The sequence below is a fragment of the Sphingobacterium sp. 40-24 genome (genome assembly GCF_001899705.1).
GTDB classification, from domain to species: domain Bacteria; phylum Bacteroidota; class Bacteroidia; order Sphingobacteriales; family Sphingobacteriaceae; genus Sphingobacterium; species Sphingobacterium multivorum.
This window is the reverse complement of sequence record NZ_MKWH01000055.1, coordinates 89,315-106,298: the sequence shown is the minus strand read 5'-3', so window position 1 is coordinate 106,298 and position 16,984 is coordinate 89,315. Positions and strand designations below refer to the sequence as shown.

Here is a 16,984-nt window from a genome sequence, read left to right as displayed (position 1 = left end):
AACATGGAAATTATTGTAAATACCACAGCAGATCTATCTCAAGCGGCTCAGACACTTTTAAATAGTTTTCCAAAGGACCGGATTTTTCTATTATATGGTTCCATGGGAGCAGGAAAGACAACTTTTGTAAAACACCTGTGTAAACAATTGAATGTACAAGATAGTACATCTAGTCCAACATTCTCCATTGTTAATGAATATGAGTCTCCAGCTGGCCCCGTATATCACTTTGATTTTTATCGCATTAAAGATGAACAAGAGGCATTCGATTTTGGTTATGAGGAATATTTCTATTCAGGTGCTTATTGCTTTGTTGAGTGGCCGGAGAAAATCCCCAACTTACTTCCTGAAGAAGCAAAAGAGATACATATTAGCATCCTAGATGCAACAACACGTCAAATTTCTATTCGTTAACTACCTTTTTTCGACTCCCTACTATGGCTCATTCATCCTCTTGTCAATATATTCCAACTGATATCCATGTGCCCGGATTAGCGGCTATACATGCCGAACACTTGAGCTTTTCCTTTCATGAGAACAATATGCAGTTTGCTGTTGAAAATAGTTCTTTCGATATCGACGAAGGAAAAATAACAGCGATCATTGGTGAATCTGGTAGTGGAAAAAGTACCTTGCTTAGACTTATATACGGTCTTTTGGAACCAACTGGTGGCATTGTGCGCTATAAAGGTTGGCAGGTCCCGACGCGCAAGGACAAGCTGATCCCCGGACATGATGCCATGAAATTAGTCTCGCAAGGCTTTGACGATTTGAATACGTATGCCAATGTATGGGATAATGTTGCTTCCCAATTGCCAAACACAGATATCAAACGCAAACAAGACAAAACTGCGGAAATATTACAACGTCTACGGATTGATCACCTCGCTAAAAAAAGAGTAGCCGACATCAGTGGCGGAGAAAAACAACGCGTCGCAATCTGTCGTGCACTAATCAACGAGCCTGAAGTCTTACTTATGGATGAACCATTCAATCAGGTCGATGCCTCTTTTAGGGATACCTTACAACAGGACATCAAGGATATTGTTAAAGAAACCGGGCTAACCGTCATTTTAGTTTCACACGATCCGACGGAAGTACTTGCCCTGGCAGATAATCTTATTGTGATGAAATCTGGCAAAATCCTGGATCAAAACAACCCACATGTGTTGTACAGCAATCCATCGCACCCTTATACTGCCCAATTATTGGCAAAAAGCAATATATTACAGGTTGAGCAAGCTCAAAATTTAGGCATAGCAAGCGAAAAACCAATCGCGATACATCAAGAATGGATCTCAATCAGTCCATCTGAGCAGTCTACTTTTTTTGTGAAAGATGTCCGATTCAGAGGTTTTTATTATGAAATCGTCGTCAGCAATAATGAGATTAACTTACATGCGATTATTACATCGCAAATAATTCCACAAAAACAACAGGCTGTTGACCTAACAATATCCCACTGGATCTCTTTTGACCATTAATTGCATAGCTTAGTCCTGTGTATCAAGCCAAGATAAAAATGCGTCAAACCATAACTTATCCGAAGTTTTGTTAATTAATCCAAAGCCGTGTCCCCCTTGCTCAAAGGTATAAAGCTTGTTGGGTACTTTTGACTTGTCCAGAGCAGCAATCATTCTATAACTGTTTTCTATCGGTACAGCTGTATCGTCTTTGGCATGTACAAAGAAAACCGGACAAACTTCAGGAGATACCTGCAAATTGGAAGAAAAAAGGTTGATTTGGTCTTCTGAAGGGTTTTCTCCGATGAGATTTATACGCGAACCTTTGTGTGTGATATCATTTTGCATAGAGATTACAGGATAAATTAATCCAGCAAAATCAGGTCTTAGGGATACATGTGAAGGATTCACTATATAGTCTTTCTTAAACTTCGTTATTAAAGTGGAAGCCAAATGTCCGCCTGCGGAAAATCCGATAACCCCCACCTTTCGAAGTCCGGGGTGCAGGGTTCTGATCAATTGCATTGCCCGCTGCGCGTCCTGAAGAGGCCCTATAGATTTGTCACGCATGATATTCGGCGAAGGCAATCGATATTGCAAAACATATGCCGAATACCCATTTTTCACCAACTCTTTAGCAACGGCATGTCCCTCATGATCCATTGCGATATGAGCATACCCGCCCCCAGGAATAACCAGTACGGCGATATTTTTATCGACACTTTTATCTGCTGTATAGGCAAATAGCTTGGGGACGTTCTTTTCTAAATTTACCTGCTCTTTATCAGTCGCATTTGGAATAGAATCTGCATAAAGGTTGATTGCCTCCTGCGCTTTAACAAGCGAGATCAAGGAACATAAAATCATAAAAACTTTTTTCATTTAAATAACATTTAAAAAAGATCGCAAAATTATATTTACTAGAAATATCCTTCCATTTTACATGCAACATCTGCATGGAGTAGATCAAGAAGCAGCTGGATACGCTTAGAATTTATAACGAAGAGACGACTAATAAATCTAAATCCTTTGCTGTCATATTAAACCTGGCGGCCATATCTATATTCGTCAGATTACCTTGATACAAATAAATGGAACTTCGAATACCAGGGTTCTTCCAAATGGCATTTTTCAATCCCCCGAGTTCAGCAAAATCGAGTAAAATCGAAGTGAAGATATTGCTCATGGCATAGGTGGCTGTTCGCGCTACCCGAGACGCTATATTAGGAACACAATAGTGAATAACATCAAATTTCCGAAAGATAGGTTTATCGTGAGAGGTCACCTCCGAAGTTTCAAAATTGCCCCCTTGATCAATGCTTACATCTATAATAACGGAATTGGGTTTCATTTTAGAAACGGTCTCTTCCGAAATCACGCAAGCGGAACGTCCATTAAGCGCTCGTAAAGCACCGATAACAACGTCTGAACTGATCACGGCTTTGTTTAAAATAATAGGTTGTATAACAGATGTAAACACACGACTACCCAGGTTATTTTGTAGGCGTCTAAGTTTATAAATCGAATTATCAAATACTTTTACCTCTGCTCCTAGCGCCAAAGCCGTCCGAGCAGCTTGTTCACCAACGGTCCCTGCGCCGATAATAACAACTTCGGTCGAGGCTACCCCGGTAACGCCGCCGAGCATCAGTCCCTTGCCTCCAAATGCATTGCTCAGATACTCTCCAGCAATTAAAGTTGCCGTCGCCCCTACGATTTCACTCATAGCACGAACCACAGCTAGGCAACCGCCCTCATCTCTTAAATATTCGTAAGAAATTGCGGTAATTTTTTTATGCATTAATGCCTTTAAGACATCCAAGTTCATAAGTGAAGGTTGCTGAGAAGATAATAAAAGCTGTCTTTCTTTCATCAGCTTGACTTCACTAATTACAGGGCTGCCAACCTTGATGATCAGATCCGCTTGGTACACTTCTTCTCTTGAAGATACAATACGGGCTCCCTGCTCACTATAATGGTGATCCAAAAAATTGGCTCCTGCTCCTGCTCCCGTCTCAATGATTACTTCGTGCCCATTTTCTACCAATAATGCAACCGCTAATGGTGTCAGGCAAATTCGCTTTTCCTGAAGCGAGATTTCTTTTGGAATGCCAATAAATAAACTTTTTGCATTCTTTTTCTTCTCAAACAGCATCTCTTTTGGAGAAATCATAGCCTGACTCGCAAGCTTTCCTAACTCATTCATCTTGTAAAATTGATCGTTAGCTAAAATTACAATAAATAATCAATCTTATCAAACGAAGATAAATTTGGTTTGGCACAGCTTTGGAATGAAACAAATTTATCTACATTTGTTTTAAATTAATCAGATATAATACCATGCTCAGTAAAGTCAATATAGTGCCACGGTGGATCATTTTTTTATTGGACATCTTTAGTGTATCCGTCGCTTATCTCCTCGCAAATGTCATTTATTATGATTTTAATTTCGATTTTTTACTCGATATTGATTTTAGCATTCGTTACATTTTATTTATCGGTGTATGTTCTTTGTCGTTCTATCTCTTTAAAATGTATACTGGGATCGTGCGTTACACAAGCGCCATCGATTCCATACGTATATTATCAACGATAACATTCAGTGTGTTTGTTCTCCTCGTTATAAAACTAGTTATCCAAGCAAATGAAATCGAGCGCAACATTCCAACGGCACTCATTATCTTCTTTGCCCTATTCTCCTTTCTTATTTTAACTGTATATAGAACAATTATTAAGATTTTCTTTCTATACACCAAAAAAGTCAACGGTTCCAGAAAAAAAACACTGATCTACGGAGCTGGTGATTTGGGGATTGCTGTAAAAAGAACCTTAGACCATGATGTACGTTCCAAAAATGCTATTGTAGGATTCTTGGATGATAATGATCAAAAAATCAACAAAGTAATTGATGGGACCAAAATTTACTCTTCTCAAAAGTTTAGCCACCTCATCAACACACTAAATATTGAAGAGGTCATCATCGCGTCACACAACATCCCTTCGGACCGCAAAAATGAAATAACAGATGTCGCGCTCGAAAAAAACGTCAATATTTTAACACTTCCGCCCGTTAAAAAGATCATGAATGGCGACCTTAACCCCAATCAGATTCAGAAAATAAAAATTGAAGATTTGTTGGAAAGGGAGCCGATCAAGATTAACGACGACCACATCTTAAGCCAGACGAAGGGCAAAAGAATCCTTGTTACTGGAGCAGCCGGTTCTATCGGAAGTGAAATTGCAACCCAATTGGGAAGATACGAGCCCCAGATGATTATTCTTTGTGACCAAGCAGAGTCCCCCTTACATAATCTCCAGCTTGACCTTCAAGATGAATTCCCAAATCAAGTCTATCATACTTATATAGCAGACGTCCGAAGTACAAAAAGGATGCAATTGCTTTTTGACACGTTCAAGCCGCACTATGTTTATCATGCGGCAGCATACAAACATGTGCCAATGATGGAAAACCATCCTTTGGAAGCGGTACAGACCAATGTTATGGGAACAAAGAATTTGGCGGATTTAGCCGTAGAATTTCAGGTTGAAAAATTTGTCTTTGTCTCTACCGATAAAGCTGTAAATCCCACGAATATCATGGGGGCGACAAAACGTATCGCAGAAATCTATGTACAATCGTTAAACAATCATTTGGAAAATACATTGGGGGCAAGTGTTCACACCAAATTTATAACAACACGCTTTGGCAATGTCTTAGGCTCCAATGGATCTGTTATCCCCCGATTCAGGGACCAGATTCAAAAAGGTGGCCCTGTAACCGTTACTCATCCAGAAATTACACGGTATTTTATGACCATTCCCGAAGCATGCCGACTAGTCCTTGAAGCTGGAACAATGGGACAAGGTGGCGAAATTTTTGTCTTTGATATGGGTAAATCTGTAAAAATAGTAGAGCTAGCTAAAAAAATGATTCGCCTTTCGGGATTTAAACCGAATGAAGATATTGAAATAAAATTCACGGGATTAAGGCCTGGTGAAAAACTATATGAGGAATTACTAAATGATTTAGAGAATACCTTACCGACGCACCACGAGAAAATCATGATCGCCAAAGTCAGAGAAAATAATTATGATAGGGTGTGTATGAAAATCGGAGAATTGCAACAGCGTTTAGCGACGCAGAACAAAAACGAAGTTGTCTATCAAATGAAAATTATTGTACCTGAATTCAAAAGTAAAAACTCCATCTACGAACAGCTAGATAAGGAAATTGAACTATCGAATGAGTCGGAAAACCAAAGTTAATTCACGTTAAAATTTGCAAAACACTTGCAAATTTGCTCGAAAAGTGTATTTTTGCAATCCATATTTTACTGATTAGTAATGTCTAAAAACACAAATAATACAAATCAAGGTTTCAAACCTTCAAAAGGATCTTTTTTTCAAGATAACCAAAAAAGTGTCGTGTTCATTTTAGGTGGTATCGTTGTATTGATCTTACTTTATTTTGGATATCAAAAGCTTTATCTAGATCCAAGAGCAGAAGAAGCTTCGAATCGTATGTACAAAGCAGAACAGCTTGCTACAATTGATTCGTTACAAAGTAAAGCAATCATGGGCGATGGTGCATTTCTTGGATTTAAACAAATTGCGGACGAATATTCCAATACAAAATCAGCAAATATTGCAAACGCATATTTAGGAGGTTTGTATTTGCGTCAAGGTAAATTCGATGAAGCTGCAAAAGCGCTTGAAAAATATGCTCCGACAGGAAGTCAAATTCTAGATCCACTCGTAATTGGTTTAACAGGTGATGCTTATTCAGAATTAAAAGACTACAAAAAAGCTGCAGACTACTATAAGCAGGCTTCTGAAAAATCAAGCAACTCCTATACAACTCCACTCTTTTTGAAAAAACTAGGACTTGTATATGAAGCCCAAAATGACTACAAAAGTGCAGAGACAGCTTACAAGAAGATTAAAACAGATTTTCCGGAGAGCCAAGAAGCTTCAACAATTGATGGTTTATTAGGCCGTGTACAAGCACATTTATAATAGAATAATTATAAAAATATACTAAAAAGAGGCTATTTGATAGCCTCTTTTTTTGTGCCCATCTAAAATCACTATCTTTGTTCCTATTATGGCAAGTAGCATTAAAAATTTATCCGACTTTTCGCATATTCAGGTTGCGGATGCAAGTCCATTCAAATTTGCAATCGTTGTTGCACAATGGAATGCAGAAATCACAGGTGCATTATTGAATGGTGCAATTACAGGCTTAGAGAAGCATGGCGCTCAAGAAAAAAATATCCAAGTCATCGAGGTTCCTGGAAGTTTCGAATTAATTTCGGGAGCAGATCTTGTGTTCAGAAACCAGAATTTTGATGCTGTTATTTGTTTAGGCTGCGTCATTCAGGGTGAGACGAGACACTTTGATTTTATCTGCGATGCAGTTGCAAATGGCATTGCCAATGTAGGGCTCAAATACAATAAACCAGCCATTTTTGGTGTATTAACTACTGATAACCTTCAGCAAGCATTGGATCGTGCTGGTGGAAAACATGGCAACAAAGGCGAGGAAGCTGCTATTACAGCAATACAAATGGCTCATATTGCCAAAAAATTCTAGTTTGGTATTAATTTTGCCTACCATTCAATGATGAAAAGTATTACTGAGCACAGCTTATTACTCAGTTACTTATATTTTGGACAAATCGATTAATAACATATTCAGTTATCTTATTAATCGATTTTTATTTTTTCACTGGAATAAATTGTTATTGAATTGTTTTGATTGTATTGTAAATCAGATGTACAACAATCGATAGTTTTATAGACAATGACGCAATGATGAAGTTTATCCCGATCAATTTTGATACGGCTTACTTGATGATTGTTTCTTAAAAAAATAGGATTATGAAAACATTATCGAATGTACTCTTGGTCGTTATGCTGACGTTATTCTGTCAGCTGGATCTAGTGGCACAAGACGATAGTCTAAACAAGCAGATTTGGCAAAGTATTGGTGGCCAGGAAAAATGGGATTCTTTGCAATATTTGGCATTCTCAGCAAAGGGAAATACCATCTCCGACCAATTGTCAAAAGAAGAGCGAAAATTCTTGTTCAATCGCAGCACCGGAGCATGTCGATTTGACGGCTATAGCGGCACAGATCAGGTGACCTATCTGTTTAATTTTAAGAATCCAGGGGCCGATAAACTCTTTATTGGAGGGAATATAGCTGGAGATGGGCCAGAGCTAAAAAAGTCAATTAAAAACCAGCTATTTTCGGATCTCAATCTACTACTTTTACCCACCTTGATCGGACAGAAGAATGTGCAGCTGAAAAGCCAAAAGGAAAGCTTTAGTGGTGGACAAAAATTAACTATCGCAACTATCAGCTCATCTGGCCCTATCTTCGGCTCAAAGATGGATGGTCTGCTTTACATTGATCAAAATACCGGTGAGATTGTACGTTACGAATACATAGATAAGGGCGAAAAAAACACCTATGAGGTGAGCAAATATAAGGAGATCGGCGACGGTATACGTTTACCTAGTTTTTTCAATTCCACAAGCAATGACCAAAAGAGTTGTACATTCTCCTCTATTTCATCTTTTGTACAGGTAGAACAGAAAAAATTTACAGAACTATAATATGATTAATTGGATAGAATTAAATACAGAAGAACAGCTACAGGAGCTTTATCAATCCGATAAAGTTGCAGCGATCTTTAAACATAGCACGACTTGTGGTATCAGCAATATGGCAAAGCGCAGTCTTGAGCGTATGTCTGCGACTTCAGACCATGATTATGCGATTTATCTTTTAGATCTTTTGCGCTACCGTCCACTATCAAATGAAATTGCCCAACGGTGGAATGTAGAGCATCAGTCACCTCAAATACTGATTGTTGAAGGAAAAGAAAGTCTATATGATGCTTCACATGGTGATATCCAATTTGATGAGATAGAACAATACCTGACGGCAATTTAATAGTATAGGCCATAACTGCTGTTCCATAAAAAATTTTAGTAAAATTTATCCCAAGGGGTCAATATATATTCTATTGACCCCTTGGGATTTTTTATGATGATGAAAACAGCTGAATTGGCTATTTATAAATCTCTACTGTTATCTTACCGTCTTTAGTCACCGTACCGCGATACATCCCGGCGGTATTAAAAGGCATCGCAACATGTCCATTTTTATCCAGCGCTATCATGCCGCCATTACCGCCCATTTCACCAATCCGATCGATCACTTGCTGACTCGCCTTATCAACATACTCACCTTTGTATTCCATTAAAGCAGACACCGAATATGCAGCCACGGCTCGGATATAATATTCTCCCCATCCAGTACAGGAAACAGCACAGGTATTATTGTTCGCATACGTTCCAGCACCAATAATTGGCGAATCTCCGACACGTCCAAACTTCTTGTTTGTCATCCCTCCTGTAGATGTACCGGCGGCCAGGTTACCTGCTTTATCCAAAGCAACACAACCAACTGTACCAAATTTAGCATCCTTATTGATGATTCCTAAACGTGAGCTTTGTTTTTGATCGTGATCTAGTTGTGTTTGCGTACTGTCCTCCCTGTTCACTTTCTGCAAAGCATCCCAACGTGCTTTAGTCCAAAAATAAGAAGGATCTACGATGGTTAGCCCCACTTTTCTTGCAAATTCTTCGGCACCTTTCCCCACCATCATAACATGCTCAGACTGTTCCATCACCGCTTTTGCTGCTGAGATTGGATTTTTGATCGTCGTCACTCCTGCAACTGCGCCCGCAGCCAAGGATTTACCATCCATGATCGAGGCATCCAGCTCGTTGCGTCCGTCATGTGTAAAAACCGCTCCTTTCCCTGCATTAAACAAAGGTGAGTCTTCCATCACATGGATAGCCGATTCGACGGCATCCAAACTGGATTTACCTTCTTGCAACTTTTGGTAGCCTATACGAAGTGCTTGCTCTAAGACAATCCGATAAGCTTGTTCCATCGAATCTGTCATATTCTTTTTCAAGATCGTCCCCGCTCCACCATGGATCGCCAAAACAAATCCGCCCTCTGTCACGTTTACAGATTTTTTATACGACTTACAGGAGATAGCCAACAGGGCTCCCGCAATTATCACAGCACTTATCTTGAGCTTATTCATCTTCTTTCACCCACCATTCTGAAGATTGTAAATCATCTATCTCACGACGGTCTTTTTTCGTAGGACGCCCTGTACCGCGATCGCGTTTTAGGACAGGAGCATGAAATACGGATTTAAACCCTACCGTTTCTTCTACAGGCGTCTGATCTTCGTAGAATTGAACAGCAGTCTTGGCGTCAACACGACGGTCTAAAAGACCTGTCACCTGCACCACTTTTTTTTCAATTCCCTTTTGGATATGGTATACATCTCCGATCTTAACTTCATAAGAGGGTTTTATATTTTGGCCTTTGAGTTTTACTCGTCCAGCCTTACAGGCCTCTGTTGCCAAGGTTCTTGTCTTAAATAAGCGAATTGACCACAAATATTTATCAATTCTCAATTTTTCTGATGTTCCAGCCATATTACAAAAATAATTATATTCAGAAACTATCGGGGCCCCTTCCAGGTAAATTAACATATTTCCGTTATAAATATATGCTTAAAGCACAAGGAGCCATGGATAAAGTTGCTTTTAACTGCAACTTTATCTAAGTTTGTACATCAAAATAAACTAATTCAAATAAGCAAACAAATAATATGGTAGAGCCACTTAAAAAATTGATTGAGGAAGCTTGGGAAGATAGACAATTATTGGAGTATAAAGAATATACAGAAGCGATCCGCGCTGTTATCATGAAGTTGGATAGCGGTGAAATCCGTGTGGCTGAGATGATCGGTACAAGATGGCATGTAAATGATTGGATAAAAAAAGCGGTCATCTTATATTTTCCAATCAATGATATGCGCGAAATGACTGCAGGTCCTTTTGTGTTTCATGATAAAATGAAATTAAAAACAGACTACAAGCACACAGGTGTACGTGTCGTACCTGGAGCTTCCGCTCGTTTAGGTGCATATTTGGCTAAAGGAGTGATTATGATGCCTTCTTACGTTAATATCGGTGCTTATGTAGACGAAGGTACCATGGTGGATACCTGGGCAACTGTTGGCTCTTGTGCGCAAATTGGGAAACATGTACACTTAAGTGGCGGCGTCGGAATTGGAGGTGTATTGGAGCCGGTACAAGCAGCCCCGGTTATTATTGAGGACAATGTTTTTATCGGTTCAAGAGCGATCGTAGTAGAAGGCATTCGTGTAGAAAAAGAGGCTGTATTAGGTGCCAATGTTGTATTGACAGCCTCAACAAAAATTATCGACGTTACGGGACCTGAACCTGTAGAATATAAAGGTTATGTACCTGCCCGCTCTGTTGTTATTCCGGGTTCTTACACCAAGAAATTTGCAGCGGGGGAATACCAAGTTCCTTGCGCTTTGATCATTGGTCAACGTAAAGAGTCTACAGACAAAAAGACTTCATTAAATGACGCACTACGTGATCATAATGTAGCTGTATAAAGTTAAAACTAGTATAAAGATAAGATGAGTGCATTCGTAGATCGTGAGGATTTGAATAAGGCCTTGGAGACGTTAAAAAACGGCGGATTAATTCTATACCCCACCGACACCATTTGGGGGATAGGCTGTGATGCCACCAATCCAGAAGCCGTGGAGAAAGTTTTCCAACTAAAAGGAAGAGATAAATCCAAAAGTCTGATCGTCCTTTTACACAACGACAATCAATTAGCGAGTTATGTAAATGAAATCCCGGATGTGGCTTATCCACTTATTGAATATACAGAAAAACCCTTGACAATTGTCTATTCGAATGCCAAAAATCTTGCGCCCAATGCAATTGCTGAGGACGGTTCAATTGGCATTCGAATTGTCAAACACCCTTTTTGTGAACAGCTTTTGCAACGGTTTCGCAAACCGATCATTTCAACTTCGGCAAATATCAGTGGTGAGCCAACGGCAAAAGATTTTGACGAAATTTCGGATGCCATCAAGGATGGGGTAGACTATATTGTTACCTATGACAGAAACGTAACAACAGATGGGAAATCATCTACTGTCATGAAGCTGGACCCTAGTGGTAAATTTGAATTTATTAGAAAATAGCATGAAAAAGATCGTTTTATTTTTTGCATTAGCCTTTGCTGTTACCAATATATCTTTGGCACAGCAAAAGGATATTCCCGGCGCCAAACCTGGTGTAAAATATGGGAAAGAAATCTCTGCGTCCAATGCGATTTCAGTAGCAAAGCTTGAAAAAGAACTTACGCAAAAGAACGCATTCAACGGAAAGGTAGCCGGTAAGGTCGTTGAGGTATGTAAGAAAAAAGGCTGTTTCATGACGTTGCAACGGGAAGGTGAAGAGCCTATTACCGTTCGTTTTAAGGACTATGGTTTCTTCATGCCAGCAGACATTGTCGGCAAAACGGTTGTTGTCGAGGGTATTGCGAAGAAAAAAGAAGTTTCTGTAGCGTCGTTACAACATGCGGCAAAGGATCTGGGTAAATCACAGGCTGAAATAGATCAGATTACTCAACCTAAAAAAGATATTAGCATTATTGCCGACGGCGTTTTGGTTGTCAAATAAGACCGTCTTTCACCACGCCTAGCATTGTTCTGATGAAAAGATTCCACCCCTCACCCTGTCATTCCATACTGGTCGATGGTACCTTAATGACCTTCGAAAAGCCCATTATTATGGGGATACTCAATGTGACTCCAGATTCATTTTATGATGGTGGCGACAATACAACCGTCGAACTTGCGGTAGAGAAAGCCAAGAAGCTATTGCTTGAAGGTGCTCAAATCCTTGATATTGGCGCCTATTCCTCACGTCCAGGTGCTCCATTGATTTCATCACAGGAGGAAATGGATCGAGCTCTTCCTGCTATTCGGGCGATTAAAACTGCATTTCCTGACGCAATTTTATCAATAGATACCTTTAGGGCAGACGTTGCCGCTGCGGCAATCGATGCGGGAGTGCACATCATAAATGATGTTTCGGGAGGTACACTCGACGATAACATGTTCGCCACGGTAGCAAAATATCAAGTTCCGTATATTCTCATGCATATGCGCGGTATTCCTGAAAATATGCAGGAAAAAACCGATTACAACGATATTGTAACTGACGTCGCCACCTTTTTAGGTGACCGCATTGCGACGCTAAGAAGTATGGGGGTAAAAGACATTATTCTTGATCCGGGATTTGGTTTTGCAAAGACAGTGGAACAAAACTATGAGTTACTCTATCGTGTCAATGAACTTCATTACTTTGAATTACCAATTTTGGGCGGAATATCCCGTAAATCCATGATTTATAAAAAAATCGGAATCACCGCCCAGGAAGCTTTAAACGGCACCACTGCTTTAAATACGCTACTTCTCGAAAGAGGTGTACAAATTCTGCGCGTACATGATGTAAAGGAAGCGAAGCAATTGGTTGATCTCTTCTATTCGTAAATCAGCATTATTTGCCTACAAATTTCGGATCACTTAATGTTTTAATAAAAGCGATGATCGCTTCCTTTTCTTCTTCTGTCATAGGAATTCTTTTTCCATTTTCTTTCAAAATCGGATCAAGGTTAGCTGCATCCAAAACACCCTTGTCGAAATAATCCAGCACAGATTTCAACGTTGGGAACTGCCCAAAACTTCCATAAGGCGCTGTATACTCCGCATTTCTTAAAGAAGGTACCCGAAAAGCCATATAGTCTGTATCAATACCTGTGATACGTGCTCGCCCGGCCTCATCTGGATGTTTGTTTAACGGAAACCCGACATTTCTAAAACTCTGATCGGTAAATAATTCCGATGCATGGCAGCTTTCACATTTCAATTTAAACAGCTGATACCCCCGTTCTTCCTCAATAGTGAATTGCTCCCCTTCACCTCGTTTTACCTTGTCATATTTACTGTCGGCTGAAATTAGGGTATACTCATATTGTCCAATGCTTTTATAAATTCGTTCAGGTGTAATATTCTCATCGCCAAAAGCCTTCTTGAACAATACTTTGTAGTCAAAATCCCCATTAATTTTGCCGATAACCTCCAAGATAGAAGAGTTCATCTCTTCATGCGTGATAATTGGAACTAAAGGTTGCTTTTCCAGTTCGAGTATATTGCCATCCCAATTATAAAATTTCATAAAAGCCAAATTCTGCAAAGGCGGCGTATTCCGAAATCCAACACGATCATCTATCCCTACCGCCTGCATTTTTCCATCGGAAAAAGCCAATGCGGGGTTATGGCAGCTGGCACATGATATCGTATTATTTCCACTGAATCTTTTCTCATGAAACAGCTTTTCCCCCAATTCAACACCATATTTTGTTGGCTTATTGCTCTTAAACGCATTATTTAGACTCGGAAAATCTGCAGGAATATTGAAAGTGACTATAGGGTTATCTTCCAGCTTAGAACCAACAATATCATCCCTACTACAGGATAAAGCAATCACTATAATGGTCAGGATTAAGATGACTTTTTTCATCCTATTAATTTTATCAAGGGTTGATGAATATTCAAAATGCAAACAAGAGTCTAACGCAGAAAGCATCCGTTCACTTTTATGCCTAATGTATTTTCCATAAATGGCTACAATCGCATTCCAGATCATAGCCATTTACATCATATTTAGTTAGAAACACCTTCAACAGTGAACATCCCTGCTGTATCGCTGCTTCCGTTGCCGCCAAGATTATCAACAAACTTCACCATTTCCACTGCTGAATGAATACTAGGTGTAGCATTATTGGCCCCCAATGTGATGGTATTCGTTTTACCGCTTAGGAGTTTATCGAAATCTGCCCTGATGTTAATCTGTGGTATACTTTTTCCAACAGTAACTATGGAAGGTAAATTCAAGGTAATGTCCCGGTAAGCATCTACGCCCTGTTTATAAGTGGATTCATCGCCGTTTGTACCGTTGACCGTACTCCCTGTGTGAATAGACAACTCTTTATGATCAACACCATAAAAGCCCTCCAATTTCGTAAATCGGTAACCTGTCCCCCATTCCCAATGCATTTTAGTATCATTTGCTCCTGCTGTTGCATAGAAAACTGGGAATCTCAGTTGATCCAGCGTATTTATTTCCTGTTTTACCCCCAAACCGAATTTGATCTGTTTATACTCGCCAACAGGTATATTACTCAGTACATAATTTAAAGTTGCTGCTTTCGCCTGATCAATTACTGTAGCCCCTTTATCCAGGTCATTTACATTATAAGGGATCTCAGACCCATCGGCTTTAATAAGTCTGATATTGCTAATTACATACTTTAGCTCAGAAAACTGATACAGTTGTCCGCTGGCGGATGTATTTGTCGTGGCAGCTGGGGAATCTGCACTACCCAGCACAATTGTTGTATTTTTAAATGTATTGTTGAAATGTAAGTTAACACTGTTAGCGACGTCTTCACTTTTGCTACAAGAAACCATAACCAAAGAGATCATCAGGAGTTTAATTGCATTGTTTTTCATTTTATTTTTAAGTTTTAAGGTATTTAAAAATTGATTTTTAAGGATGTAAAAATATTCCTACCCATGCGTGGTATATTTCCCCAATCCGCATAGGTACTATAGTATTCATTGAAAAGGTTCTCCGCACCGACCTGAAACGCGGCATTTAATTTCCCAATATTGAAGTTATAATCTGCCGATACATTCCAAATCTTATAGGATGCAGTTTGGTCCTCTCCGTATTCAGGACTAAAATTGACTTGACTAAAGTCCCCGTTCATTGAAGTTTTCACGCCGATCATTTTGTATCGGTAATGCAGTGATGTTTGATAATTTAAGGGACGTATAAAGGGCAGGTTTCCGCCCATATTGTCTTGCCCTCTGGCATAGGTAAGTATAGCTTTCCAATCTAGACCTGGCAAAATTTGATATTGCGCATTGAGTGCCAGATTAAACAGCGTCGCATGATCTAAAGAGGTATAGCCTTTTACGCCTACCGATTGATAGTTCATGGGGCTACCCAAACTCAAAATCCGGCCAATAATGTAGTCTTGTATAAAGAAATAATTGGCCTTGGCCCCAATGCTTAGCTTTCCGGTCTTAAATCCGGCACTGGCATTGGCTTCATAAGAAACTTCATTTTTTAAATCTGGATTTCCGATATAGTCATAACGATCGAAACTGTTATAGATGTAGTAACCATACGCTTCCGAAACAGAAGGAGCACGATGCCCAAACCCTGTTCCTAGAGAAAAGTCAAACTGACCAATATTTAACTGATAGCTAGCATGTAGGCTCGGCAGAATTCTATTTTTCTTCTGTGGAGAACCCGGATGGAAGATCCAGTTGAATTCAACGTATTTCGAATAGTTATAATTCAAACCCAATGACCCCCCAAAGACAAGTCTACTGATATCAGAAAGATCTAACGAGTTATTAATGGCTACACTCGCGAATCGTGTGGTCACCCATGGCCAGCTATAGGCAAACATGGTCTGTTTGGATCGATCCTGCGGGTACATGCGCATCTCAGCTATCGATAGATTATCGTAAGCATTTACCTGTATTTCCGAAGAATAGCGGTCTTTCTGCAGATTAATTTTAGATAAAAGACCGTAGGTCGTACTCCAGCCTGGCATATCCATATGGACCAAATTCTCCGGACGGGTTGTATCATCCATATAGTGCTCAACAGCATTAAAATAAACTTTGGTGTCCCATACTTTTACCAAGCCCTCTTCAAACAACTGTTTGTATGTAGCGGAAGTGATGATCGCTCTGGATAAGGATAGGTCCATTGGTAAAGCTGGAAATCCCACATCTTTTGCCCGATCAAAAATAGCATCCACCCTAACGGCAGAGAGCGGACTTGTTTTATAGGCCAAGCCCAAAGACGCATTGAATTTATTATATTGCGAATGCCGTACTTCATCGTCATTTCCATCATAATAATTTCCAGCCTTCCGGAAGGCAATACTTCCATCTGCCACAAATTTGTCGCTTGAGTAATATAAATTTCCAAGATTGAACGTCTGCTTATTATTGAATTCAAAACCTGTCTGATAGGCTCCGCCAATTTTTTTCTGCAGCCCAAACGAGGTATTCCTTCTTTTTAGATCTATACTGCCCGCGACCGTAGCGCCATGCAGATTACCCTCCTGCCCCGATTTAATATCGATGGCAGCAAGATTATTACTTTCTACATAAGAGGTTATCGGGTCCATTTTATCCGTACATGCTCCAAAGACATGCATCCCGTCGATCGTAATTATCGAACGCTCGCTACTCATATTATTGAGTAGGGGTTCCCAAGCGTAGGCACCACGTTTGATGAAGCTGATATTACTTGCAGAAGCCAAATATTCATCCACGGAGACTGTCATCTTTAGATCGTTTTCGATCCTCCTTTTAGTAGCTGCGGTGACTGTAACCTCCGCTAGACGTCTCGTGGTATCGCGCGTAATAGGATTGTTTTGTCCGTGTACGTTCCATCCCAAAGACAACATAAAGAGCATAACACTTATTTTCTTCATA

At 39.8% G+C, this 16,984-nt stretch carries 18 protein-coding genes; 11 read left to right on the top strand and 7 right to left on the bottom strand.

Annotated elements, in window-relative coordinates:
* Positions 1 to 3 precede the first annotated feature (3 nt).
* Both tsaE and BGP15_RS19750 read left to right on the top strand, forming a co-directional pair.
* Entirely contained in the window at positions 4 to 414 is a 411-nt protein-coding gene (gene tsaE / locus BGP15_RS19755) for a tRNA (adenosine(37)-N6)-threonylcarbamoyltransferase complex ATPase subunit type 1 TsaE (RefSeq protein WP_070561699.1), read from the top strand.
* Positions 415 to 437: 23 nt separating this feature from the next.
* Complete coding sequence (locus BGP15_RS19750) at positions 438 to 1,484, top strand: ABC transporter ATP-binding protein (protein WP_286770591.1); 1,047 nt, start codon at positions 438 to 440, stop codon at positions 1,482 to 1,484.
* Positions 1,485 to 1,493: 9 nt separating this feature from the next.
* Here BGP15_RS19750 and BGP15_RS19745 read toward each other — a convergent pair whose 3' ends face one another.
* Both BGP15_RS19745 and BGP15_RS19740 read right to left on the bottom strand, forming a co-directional pair.
* Complete coding sequence (locus BGP15_RS19745; RefSeq protein ID WP_070561704.1) at positions 1,494 to 2,345, bottom strand: alpha/beta hydrolase; 852 nt, start codon at positions 2,343 to 2,345, stop codon at positions 1,494 to 1,496.
* Between the two features lie 112 nt (positions 2,346 to 2,457).
* Positions 2,458 to 3,669, bottom strand: coding sequence for an alanine dehydrogenase (locus BGP15_RS19740; protein ID WP_286770590.1), 1,212 nt, complete (start codon positions 3,667 to 3,669; stop codon positions 2,458 to 2,460).
* A 134-nt stretch (positions 3,670 to 3,803) separates the two neighbouring features.
* On the opposite strand from BGP15_RS19740, the gene BGP15_RS19735 reads away from it, so the two are divergent.
* The 5 genes from BGP15_RS19735 (at position 3,804) to ytxJ (ending at position 8,424) form a co-directional block, all read left to right on the top strand.
* The gene (locus tag BGP15_RS19735) at positions 3,804 to 5,729 is read left to right on the top strand and encodes a polysaccharide biosynthesis protein (RefSeq protein WP_070561708.1); all 1,926 of its coding nucleotides are present in this window, start codon (positions 3,804 to 3,806) and stop codon (positions 5,727 to 5,729) included.
* A gap of 78 nt (positions 5,730 to 5,807) precedes the next feature.
* A complete protein-coding gene (locus tag BGP15_RS19730; protein WP_046674761.1) occupies positions 5,808 to 6,479 on the top strand; it encodes a tetratricopeptide repeat protein in 672 nt (223 codons plus the stop codon).
* Between the two features lie 88 nt (positions 6,480 to 6,567).
* Complete coding sequence (gene ribH / locus BGP15_RS19725) at positions 6,568 to 7,056, top strand: 6,7-dimethyl-8-ribityllumazine synthase (RefSeq protein ID WP_070561710.1); 489 nt, start codon at positions 6,568 to 6,570, stop codon at positions 7,054 to 7,056.
* A 287-nt stretch (positions 7,057 to 7,343) separates the two neighbouring features.
* Entirely contained in the window at positions 7,344 to 8,084 is a 741-nt protein-coding gene (locus tag BGP15_RS19720) for a hypothetical protein (protein ID WP_286770589.1), read from the top strand.
* Position 8,085: 1 nt separating this feature from the next.
* Complete coding sequence (ytxJ, locus tag BGP15_RS19715; protein ID WP_286770588.1) at positions 8,086 to 8,424, top strand: bacillithiol system redox-active protein YtxJ; 339 nt, start codon at positions 8,086 to 8,088, stop codon at positions 8,422 to 8,424.
* A 118-nt stretch (positions 8,425 to 8,542) separates the two neighbouring features.
* Here the strand turns inward: ytxJ and BGP15_RS19710 are convergent, their stop codons facing one another.
* Both BGP15_RS19710 and BGP15_RS19705 read right to left on the bottom strand, forming a co-directional pair.
* On the bottom strand, positions 8,543 to 9,592 hold the full coding sequence (locus BGP15_RS19710; RefSeq protein ID WP_286754759.1) for an isoaspartyl peptidase/L-asparaginase family protein: 1,050 nt from the start codon (positions 9,590 to 9,592) through the stop codon (positions 8,543 to 8,545).
* Positions 9,585 to 9,995, bottom strand: a complete 411-nt coding sequence (locus BGP15_RS19705; protein WP_286770587.1) for an RNA-binding S4 domain-containing protein — start codon at positions 9,993 to 9,995, stop codon at positions 9,585 to 9,587. The genes BGP15_RS19710 and BGP15_RS19705 overlap by 8 nt, the downstream gene beginning before the upstream one ends.
* Positions 9,996 to 10,171: 176 nt before the next feature.
* Between BGP15_RS19705 and BGP15_RS19700 the strand changes: the two genes are divergently transcribed.
* From BGP15_RS19700 to folP, 4 genes are read left to right on the top strand one after another with little or no spacing between them, the layout of a single operon-like run.
* Positions 10,172 to 10,990, top strand: coding sequence for a 2,3,4,5-tetrahydropyridine-2,6-dicarboxylate N-succinyltransferase (locus BGP15_RS19700; protein WP_070561716.1), 819 nt, complete (start codon positions 10,172 to 10,174; stop codon positions 10,988 to 10,990).
* Positions 10,991 to 11,014: 24 nt separating this feature from the next.
* Positions 11,015 to 11,593 carry an L-threonylcarbamoyladenylate synthase gene (locus tag BGP15_RS19695; protein ID WP_286770586.1) on the top strand — a complete coding sequence of 193 codons (579 nt, stop codon included), beginning with the start codon at positions 11,015 to 11,017 and terminating at the stop codon, positions 11,591 to 11,593.
* A gap of 1 nt (position 11,594) precedes the next feature.
* Positions 11,595 to 12,074, top strand: a complete 480-nt coding sequence (locus tag BGP15_RS19690; RefSeq protein ID WP_070561720.1) for a DUF4920 domain-containing protein — start codon at positions 11,595 to 11,597, stop codon at positions 12,072 to 12,074.
* A gap of 32 nt (positions 12,075 to 12,106) precedes the next feature.
* Positions 12,107 to 12,949, top strand: coding sequence for a dihydropteroate synthase (gene folP / locus BGP15_RS19685; RefSeq protein ID WP_286770585.1), 843 nt, complete (start codon positions 12,107 to 12,109; stop codon positions 12,947 to 12,949).
* Between the two features lie 7 nt (positions 12,950 to 12,956).
* On the opposite strand, the gene BGP15_RS19680 is transcribed toward folP, so the two are convergent.
* The 3 genes from BGP15_RS19680 to BGP15_RS19670 form a co-directional block, all read right to left on the bottom strand.
* On the bottom strand, positions 12,957 to 13,979 hold the full coding sequence (locus tag BGP15_RS19680; RefSeq protein ID WP_286709471.1) for a cytochrome-c peroxidase: 1,023 nt from the start codon (positions 13,977 to 13,979) through the stop codon (positions 12,957 to 12,959).
* 143 nt (positions 13,980 to 14,122) lie between these two features.
* Positions 14,123 to 14,971, bottom strand: a complete 849-nt coding sequence (locus tag BGP15_RS19675; RefSeq protein ID WP_070561724.1) for an MbnP family protein — start codon at positions 14,969 to 14,971, stop codon at positions 14,123 to 14,125.
* 23 nt (positions 14,972 to 14,994) lie between these two features.
* On the bottom strand, positions 14,995 to 16,983 hold the full coding sequence (locus BGP15_RS19670; protein WP_286770584.1) for a TonB-dependent receptor plug domain-containing protein: 1,989 nt from the start codon (positions 16,981 to 16,983) through the stop codon (positions 14,995 to 14,997).
* Position 16,984 lies beyond the last annotated feature (1 nt).

What these genes read in the sequence shown, in the direction of transcription:
- BGP15_RS19670 (WP_286770584.1), bottom strand. Translation starts at nt 16,983, where the DNA reads ATGAAGAAAATAAGTGTTATGCTCTTTATGTTGTCTTTGGGATGGAAC.
- BGP15_RS19750 (WP_286770591.1), top strand. Translation starts at nt 438, where the DNA reads ATGGCTCATTCATCCTCTTGTCAATATATTCCAACTGATATCCATGTG.
- tsaE (WP_070561699.1), top strand. Translation starts at nt 4, where the DNA reads ATGGAAATTATTGTAAATACCACAGCAGATCTATCTCAAGCGGCTCAG.
- BGP15_RS19740 (WP_286770590.1), bottom strand. Translation starts at nt 3,669, where the DNA reads ATGAATGAGTTAGGAAAGCTTGCGAGTCAGGCTATGATTTCTCCAAAA.
- BGP15_RS19710 (WP_286754759.1), bottom strand. Translation starts at nt 9,592, where the DNA reads ATGAATAAGCTCAAGATAAGTGCTGTGATAATTGCGGGAGCCCTGTTG.
- BGP15_RS19675 (WP_070561724.1), bottom strand. Translation starts at nt 14,971, where the DNA reads ATGAAAAACAATGCAATTAAACTCCTGATGATCTCTTTGGTTATGGTT.
- BGP15_RS19745 (WP_070561704.1), bottom strand. Translation starts at nt 2,345, where the DNA reads ATGAAAAAAGTTTTTATGATTTTATGTTCCTTGATCTCGCTTGTTAAA.
- ribH (WP_070561710.1), top strand. Translation starts at nt 6,568, where the DNA reads ATGGCAAGTAGCATTAAAAATTTATCCGACTTTTCGCATATTCAGGTT.
- BGP15_RS19720 (WP_286770589.1), top strand. Translation starts at nt 7,344, where the DNA reads ATGAAAACATTATCGAATGTACTCTTGGTCGTTATGCTGACGTTATTC.
- BGP15_RS19680 (WP_286709471.1), bottom strand. Translation starts at nt 13,979, where the DNA reads ATGAAAAAAGTCATCTTAATCCTGACCATTATAGTGATTGCTTTATCC.
- ytxJ (WP_286770588.1), top strand. Translation starts at nt 8,086, where the DNA reads ATGATTAATTGGATAGAATTAAATACAGAAGAACAGCTACAGGAGCTT.
- BGP15_RS19700 (WP_070561716.1), top strand. Translation starts at nt 10,172, where the DNA reads ATGGTAGAGCCACTTAAAAAATTGATTGAGGAAGCTTGGGAAGATAGA.
- BGP15_RS19690 (WP_070561720.1), top strand. Translation starts at nt 11,595, where the DNA reads ATGAAAAAGATCGTTTTATTTTTTGCATTAGCCTTTGCTGTTACCAAT.
- BGP15_RS19730 (WP_046674761.1), top strand. Translation starts at nt 5,808, where the DNA reads ATGTCTAAAAACACAAATAATACAAATCAAGGTTTCAAACCTTCAAAA.
- BGP15_RS19695 (WP_286770586.1), top strand. Translation starts at nt 11,015, where the DNA reads ATGAGTGCATTCGTAGATCGTGAGGATTTGAATAAGGCCTTGGAGACG.
- BGP15_RS19705 (WP_286770587.1), bottom strand. Translation starts at nt 9,995, where the DNA reads ATGGCTGGAACATCAGAAAAATTGAGAATTGATAAATATTTGTGGTCA.
- BGP15_RS19735 (WP_070561708.1), top strand. Translation starts at nt 3,804, where the DNA reads ATGCTCAGTAAAGTCAATATAGTGCCACGGTGGATCATTTTTTTATTG.
- folP (WP_286770585.1), top strand. Translation starts at nt 12,107, where the DNA reads ATGAAAAGATTCCACCCCTCACCCTGTCATTCCATACTGGTCGATGGT.